The sequence below is a fragment of the Lentiprolixibacter sp. genome, assembly GCF_982873095.1.
In genome coordinates, this window is record NZ_CEYNTP010000167.1 from 1 (window position 1) to 6,381 (window position 6,381).

Below are 6,381 nucleotides of genomic sequence, written 5' to 3' on the forward strand. Positions count from 1 at the left end.
AATGAGTTCTGTAACGTCCTGGGAAGCGGTCCATAGCAGGCGCTGACCGCGTTTGGTCTCTACGAGGGACCCACTGAGGCTGACACTTATACTGCTTCCGTCCTTTCGGAGCAATTCGTGCTCCAGTGGTCCGAAGGTGCCGTTCTTTTCCAGGAGCATTTTAATTTCACTCAGCTTCAGTCTATCTGTATTTGCAACAATATCAGAGTACTTACAGTTAGGAACCCCGTTCCTTTCACAACCAATAACGTCTTTGAACGCCGTATTGACTTCCAGGATCTCGCCGGTGTCAAAATCACTCAGATTAATCGGGATCGGGGAAAGTTCAAAGAGTGCCCGGAATTTCTTTTCGCTTAATTTGAGTTTCTGCCGGGCTTCAACCATCTCCTTGATCATCCTACCTTCCGCGAGCAGAGAGGTTACTTTGTGATCTTTGTCGTAAATGGGTTTTAAACTAAAGTCAACAGGTACTGCCTGTTTGTTCCGGTCGAGGGCAACGATCTCACTTCGCATTACCTCGCCACCGGCAGCGGCTTTTACCACATTTTTTAAGCCCTCTTTGATCATATCGGGCATGGGCCACCAATAGGCATCCCAGAACTTTTTACCCACTACCTCTTCTGGTTTCAGGTCGGCAAACTCCAAAGCAGTCTCATTGATCTGTAAGAAGGTCCCGTCAAGGTCCAGAATTCCGGTGAACTGGTAGGAAGAATTAAATATACTTTTAAAGAGCCTTTCCTGCTCCTCGTTCTTCTTTTTGATAAGGATTTCATCCGTGATGTCCTGAAAGGTCCCGATCAACCCCAGGAACTTATCGTCTTTGAATATGGGTTTTCCTGCTGCCAGTACCCATATTTCCCTGCCTTTTTCAGTGATAAGCTGTAGCTTTTCTTTCCAGGGTTTCCCTTCCTGCATGGCCTGGTCTACAGCCAAAGCAATAGTATTCCGGCTGTACCCTTCCTTGTAGAATTTGATGGCGGTTTCAATATTGGGCTTGTAGTCTGCAGGGACTTCATGGATTTCCTTGGTAATATCGCACCACATCAAATCTTTTTTAACCGCATCGTATTGCCAGCTGCCAATCCTTGAAATCTCGGATTTATCATTTAGCAGGATCTCTAATTTCTCGAGTTTGGTATTGTCGAAGATCTCATCTGTGATGTCTTCGGTTTGAATGATTACACCTATAATGTTGTTCTCCTCATTGAACCAGGGCGTATTGCTCCAATTGAACCAGTGTTCATCGCCATTTTGGTCCAGGAAAGACTCTATACCAGTTACCTTGGGGGTGCCTTTCAACACCTTTTTCAGGTCTTTTTTCCAGGAATCACGGCTATCTGGGAACAGATCGAATATAGACGTGCCGATAACTTTTTTGTTCCGGAAATCAAAGTCGGCAACCCATCTATCAGAAGCATGTACCACTTCCATTTTTGTATTGATGAAAATGGTGGCCACTGGTAGCTGTTTAATCAGAAGATTATCTACAGAATTCTGAGTCCCCCTCAACATGTAGTCGAATTTTCCTACTAATGTATATGGATTTTCAGTCATTACTCAATGAATGTTGTGAAGAGGCCGATTCCCGTTGTGTGTCCTATAATTCGCAAGGGCAATAGGTAAATTAATTGTTAAGTATAAGAAAATTCTTACTAAAAATACCAATATTTCCGTAAAGTGAAAATAGTTTTACCCTCTGCTAATTTTTGGTGATGGTTTTGTTATGTCTGGCTATTAGGCCTTTACGCGGACAGTAGGGGGTACCAACAGGGTATAATCCCCTCCGTGCCTGATTACATCTCTGACAATGGAAGAGGCGATGTAGGATTTACCCGACGAGGTGAGTAGAAAAACCGTTTCTATTTCAGAAAGTTTACGGTTGGTATGGGCAATTGCCTTTTCAAATTCAAAATCTGCAGGGTTGCGCAACCCCCTCAGGATATAGTTGGCCTTAACCTGTTTACAAAAGTCAATGGTCAAGCCTTCGTAAGTAAGGACCTTTACTTTGGGTTCGTCTGCAAAGGCTTCAGAGATAAAGCGAGTGCGCTCTTCCAGGGAGAACATATAACGTTTTTCGGCATTGATCCCAATAGCGATAATGAGTTCATCAAATAGGGAGATGCCCCTCTGGATGATGTCGTAATGCCCTAAAGTAATGGGGTCAAAGGATCCCGGGAAGATGGCGCGTTTCATAGGTAACTGAGTGTTTGATTCAAAATTAGGTATTTTGGGATAAAGCATCCTCCACGGCACTTTCAAACAATCTGCGCAGTGGGATTCCTGCGGCTTGTGCCTGTTGTGGCAGGATACTTTCTTCGGTAAGCCCCGGGGTGGTGTTCATTTCCAGCAGGTAGGGTTCCTCCCCAACGAAGATAAACTCACTGCGGCTGTATCCTTTCATTTTCAGGGCAGTGTAAATAGAAGCAGCCACATCGCCAACCTTTTGCTCCAATTCCTTACTGATCCTTGCCGGGGTGATCTCCGTTGATTTACCCTGATACTTGGCTTCGTAGTCGAAAAAGTCGTTTTCACTTACGATCTCCGTAATCGGCAGGACCTTAATTTTACCTTCATAGCGGATTACACCAACGGATACTTCAGTCCCTTCGAGGGCGGCTTCAATGAGGATCTCATCGTCCTCCCCAAAAGCTTTTTCAATCGCCCCGGGCAAATCCTCCACTGCATACACCTTAGACATCCCAAAACTGCTCCCGGCCTTGTTGGCCTTTACAAAACAAGGCAGTCCCACTTTGTCTACAATGACACGTGTATCAAAAGGGTCGCCCTGGTTGATATAATAGGAGCGCGCGCATTTCACTCCATAAGGTTTAAGGACGCTGAGAAAATCACGTTTGTTAAAGGTCAGGGCTGCCTGGTAGTGGTTGCAGGAAGTATGCGGGATACCGAGCAGGGCAAAGTACGCCTGCATATAACCGTCCTCCCCTGGAGTGCCGTGAATGGCGTTGAATACACAATCGAACCTAACAGGCCCCTCCCCGAAATCCACGGAAAAATCGTGGCGGTTTACCGGGTATTCCTTCCCTGAGGCGTCCAGCCCCACCCATTTGTCTTTCAGGATGTGGACCCTGTAGGCATCGTAGGTATCATTGTTTAAATGTGTGTATACCACACTTCCACTTTTCATGGAGATATCCACTTCGCTAGAATACCCACCCATAATAATGGCAACAGTTTTTTTCATCCTGGTAGCGATTGACGGTGCTCATAACAAATATCATCTTTTCGTGCCAAACAAAAAAAGCCCAAATACAATCTCCTTACGTATATTATAAAAGCAGTTGTATTTGAAGACGAGCGGTTGCATATATACTTAGGGCATTTCCTATATTTGGACACTGAAGCAATACCGAACATGAAATCCTTTATTGCATTTTTAAGAAGCAGAGTTTTTTTGATCAACCTGGGCCTTGCCCTTGTGGCAGGCGTGATAATTGTTTTGCTCACCCTGCAGTGGCTAAAAAGTTCTACCCACCACGGGGAGTTCGTGGAGGTCCCTGATTTATCCAAACTTTCCGTAATGGAAATGCGAGAAACACTGGAGGCGAGTGGGTTGCGCTACGAGGTCCTGGATTCTGCAAATTTTGATCCCAACTACCCCCGCTTTTCCATTATTGAACAGGACCCACCGGCTGGGAACAAGGTGAAAACGAACAGGAAGATCTACGTGACGGTAAATCCTTCCGGATACAAGAAAGTTACCATCCCACAAATCATTCAGGTCACCCAGCGGAATGCTACGGCCATGCTTCGGGCGGTTGGGCTTGAGGTGGAACGCATCACCTATATTGATCAACTGGGAAAAGATATGGTCTACTACATCCGGCACAAAGGGAAACAGGTAAAGCCTGGAGACAAATTACCCAAAACCTCGGGAATTGAACTGGTATGCGGCAACGGGACCATCCCGGACCGGGCGAGGGTACAAGCCGATAATTAATACACATGGATGACGAACAGCAGGTCCTGCCCGGGGAAGATGAACTTTTTGAACACTACAGCTTTGTAGCCTCAAAAGGCCAGGACCCCCTCAGGGTAGACAAATTCCTGATGAACTTTATCGAAAATGCCACCCGCAACAAAATTCAGCAGGCGGCAAAAGCCGGACATATCTGGGTAAATGGCAAGTCGGTAAAACAGAACTACCGGGTAAAACCGGACGATGAGGTAAAGGTGATGTTCGAACACCCGCCTTACGAGTTTTTACTGGTGCCGGAAAATATCCCCCTTGCTATCGTATATGAGGATGATGATTTACTCGTGATAAACAAACCCGCGGGCATGGTGGTGCATCCCGGTCATGGCAATTATTCCGGCACCCTGGTCAACGCCCTGGCCTATCATTTTGAGCAGCTCCCTGTGAACAGCAACAATCGCCCTGGGTTGGTGCACCGGATAGACAAGGATACTTCCGGCCTTCTGGTGGTGGCTAAGACCGAGGCAGCGATGACCCACCTTGCACAGCAGTTTTTTGACAAGAGCAGTGAACGGGAATACATCGCGCTGGTATGGGGCAATGTCGCCGATGATTCGGGTACGATAACGGGGCATATCGGGCGAAACCCCAAGAACCGCCTGCAAATGCAGGTATTTCCCGAGGGCGATCATGGGAAGCATGCCGTTACCCATTACAAGGTATTGGAACGCATGCACTATGTGACCCTCATATCCTGCAGGTTGGAGACTGGGCGGACCCACCAGATCAGGGCCCATATGAAATACATCGGGCACACCCTGTTTAACGATGCGCGTTACGGGGGCGATAAGATCCTGAAGGGGACCACTTTTACCAAATACAAGCAGTTTGTAGAGAATGCCTTTAAGATATTGCCCAGGCAGGCCCTGCATGCAAGGACACTCGGATTTACCCACCCGAGGACGGGTAAGGCAATGACATTTGAGGCAGACCTCCCTGAAGATATGTCGGCCTGTATCGAGAAATGGCGACAATACGCCTCCCACCAGCAGTCAAAATAGGTTTCATCAATACAACCATTGATAAGACTTTAGGGAAGCCCTGTGGATTTCACAAAAATCCTCTTTATTTTTACTCGCAAATTCTGTGCTATGAAGATTGTCATTTCCCCTGCCAAGTCACTTGATTTTGAACGCCCACTCCCAACAGACCGGTTCACCCTTCCCCAATTTATAAGTGAAGCCGAAAAGCTCAATAAGTTACTTGCAAAGAAGAAGCCCAAGGCCCTTTCCAGCCTAATGGGGATTTCCAATAAACTGGCCGAGCTCAACTGGGAACGGAACCAGGAATTCAATCCGCCTTTTACCCCGGAGAACGCAAGGCCTGCTGTGTACGCCTTTAGTGGTGACGTCTATCAGGGACTGGATGCCTACTCGCTGCCCAAGGATAAACTGGATGCGCTACAGGACAGCCTGAGGATACTTTCAGGATTATACGGTATCCTAAAACCCCTTGACCTTATACAGCCTTATCGTCTCGAAATGGGGACACAATTGAAAGTAGGCCGGAAGAAAAATCTTTATGAATTCTGGAAAGGCACCCTTACTGATGCCATCAACCAGGAGCTGCAAGCGGATGAGCTCTTCGTCAACCTCGCCAGCAATGAATATTTCAGCGCCCTGGATGCTAAAAAACTGAAGGTACCTGTAATCACCCCAATCTTCAAGGACTGGAAGAACGACAAGCTCAAGATCATCAGTTTCTTTGCCAAGAAGGCGAGGGGGTCAATGGTGCGTTATATTCTGGATACCAATGCGAAAACCCTGGACGACCTTCGCGGATTTAACTACGATGATTACCTGTACAGCCCGGAACACACCCTGAAAGAACACCAACCCGTATTTGTGCGATAGAATATTTTGGGATTCTTACCGTTACCAAAATAAAGGTACATCAATGAAACGGTTTCTTCTTTTAATGGTCCTCCTGACCACAGGATTTTTCTCCTGTACAGATCGGGATGACGACCTGGAGGCGGTAAATATCAGGATCAAAAACAGCAGTACGCTGCCATTTGATTCGGTGCAGGTTGGAGAGGCAACAGCACCCTATACCAATGTGGCCCCGGACGAATATTCGGACTACCAGGAGTTTGAAACGGCTTACACCTATGCCTTTGTACAGATTAACTCAGGGGAGGAAACCTATACCCTGCAGCCTATAGATTTTGTTGGGGAAACCCCGCTTCCCTTAGGTTTTTATACCTATGAACTGGATGTCACCGAGGCCGGAGAGGTAGTACTTACGTTTGTGGTGGATTAGGTTTTGCTTTTCACACCTACCTTGTCTTCCACGGAAGCCTTTTTCTTGATTTTTCTAGGGCGGCGAACACCGTAGGACTTATTCACGATTTTTCCCCTTTTTGATTTTTTATCTCCTTTTCCCAT

8 protein-coding genes are annotated in these 6,381 nt (G+C 46.7%); 4 read left to right on the forward strand and 4 right to left on the reverse strand.

Going from position 1 to position 6,381, the window contains the following annotated elements:
• The 3 genes from AC4E7D_RS10245 to AC4E7D_RS10255 form a co-directional block, all read right to left on the reverse strand.
• Positions 1–1,554: PAS domain-containing protein (locus tag AC4E7D_RS10245; protein WP_490173704.1), on the reverse strand; the 1,554-nt coding region annotated here is incomplete at its 3' end.
• Between the two features lie 180 nt (positions 1,555–1,734).
• On the reverse strand, positions 1,735–2,193 hold the full coding sequence (gene coaD / locus AC4E7D_RS10250; protein ID WP_490173705.1) for a pantetheine-phosphate adenylyltransferase: 459 nt from the start codon (positions 2,191–2,193) through the stop codon (positions 1,735–1,737).
• Between the two features lie 25 nt (positions 2,194–2,218).
• Positions 2,219–3,202 (reverse strand): D-alanine--D-alanine ligase, encoded by a 984-nt coding sequence (locus tag AC4E7D_RS10255; RefSeq protein WP_490173706.1) that lies wholly within the window; start codon positions 3,200–3,202, stop codon positions 2,219–2,221.
• Between the two features lie 171 nt (positions 3,203–3,373).
• On the opposite strand from AC4E7D_RS10255, the gene AC4E7D_RS10260 reads away from it, so the two are divergent.
• The 4 genes from AC4E7D_RS10260 (at position 3,374) to AC4E7D_RS10275 (ending at position 6,256) form a co-directional block, all read left to right on the forward strand.
• On the forward strand, positions 3,374–3,958 hold the full coding sequence (locus AC4E7D_RS10260) for a PASTA domain-containing protein (RefSeq protein ID WP_490173707.1): 585 nt from the start codon (positions 3,374–3,376) through the stop codon (positions 3,956–3,958).
• Positions 3,959–3,963: 5 nt separating this feature from the next.
• Positions 3,964–4,995, forward strand: a complete 1,032-nt coding sequence (locus AC4E7D_RS10265; RefSeq protein ID WP_490173708.1) for an RluA family pseudouridine synthase — start codon at positions 3,964–3,966, stop codon at positions 4,993–4,995.
• 90 nt (positions 4,996–5,085) lie between these two features.
• A complete protein-coding gene (gene yaaA, locus AC4E7D_RS10270; protein WP_490173709.1) occupies positions 5,086–5,847 on the forward strand; it encodes a peroxide stress protein YaaA in 762 nt (253 codons plus the stop codon).
• A gap of 43 nt (positions 5,848–5,890) precedes the next feature.
• A complete protein-coding gene (locus AC4E7D_RS10275; protein ID WP_490173710.1) occupies positions 5,891–6,256 on the forward strand; it encodes a hypothetical protein in 366 nt (121 codons plus the stop codon).
• On the opposite strand, the gene AC4E7D_RS10280 is transcribed toward AC4E7D_RS10275, so the two are convergent.
• Positions 6,253–6,381 carry a 30S ribosomal protein THX gene (locus tag AC4E7D_RS10280; protein WP_490173711.1) on the reverse strand — a complete coding sequence of 43 codons (129 nt, stop codon included), beginning with the start codon at positions 6,379–6,381 and terminating at the stop codon, positions 6,253–6,255. The genes AC4E7D_RS10275 and AC4E7D_RS10280 overlap by 4 nt on opposite strands.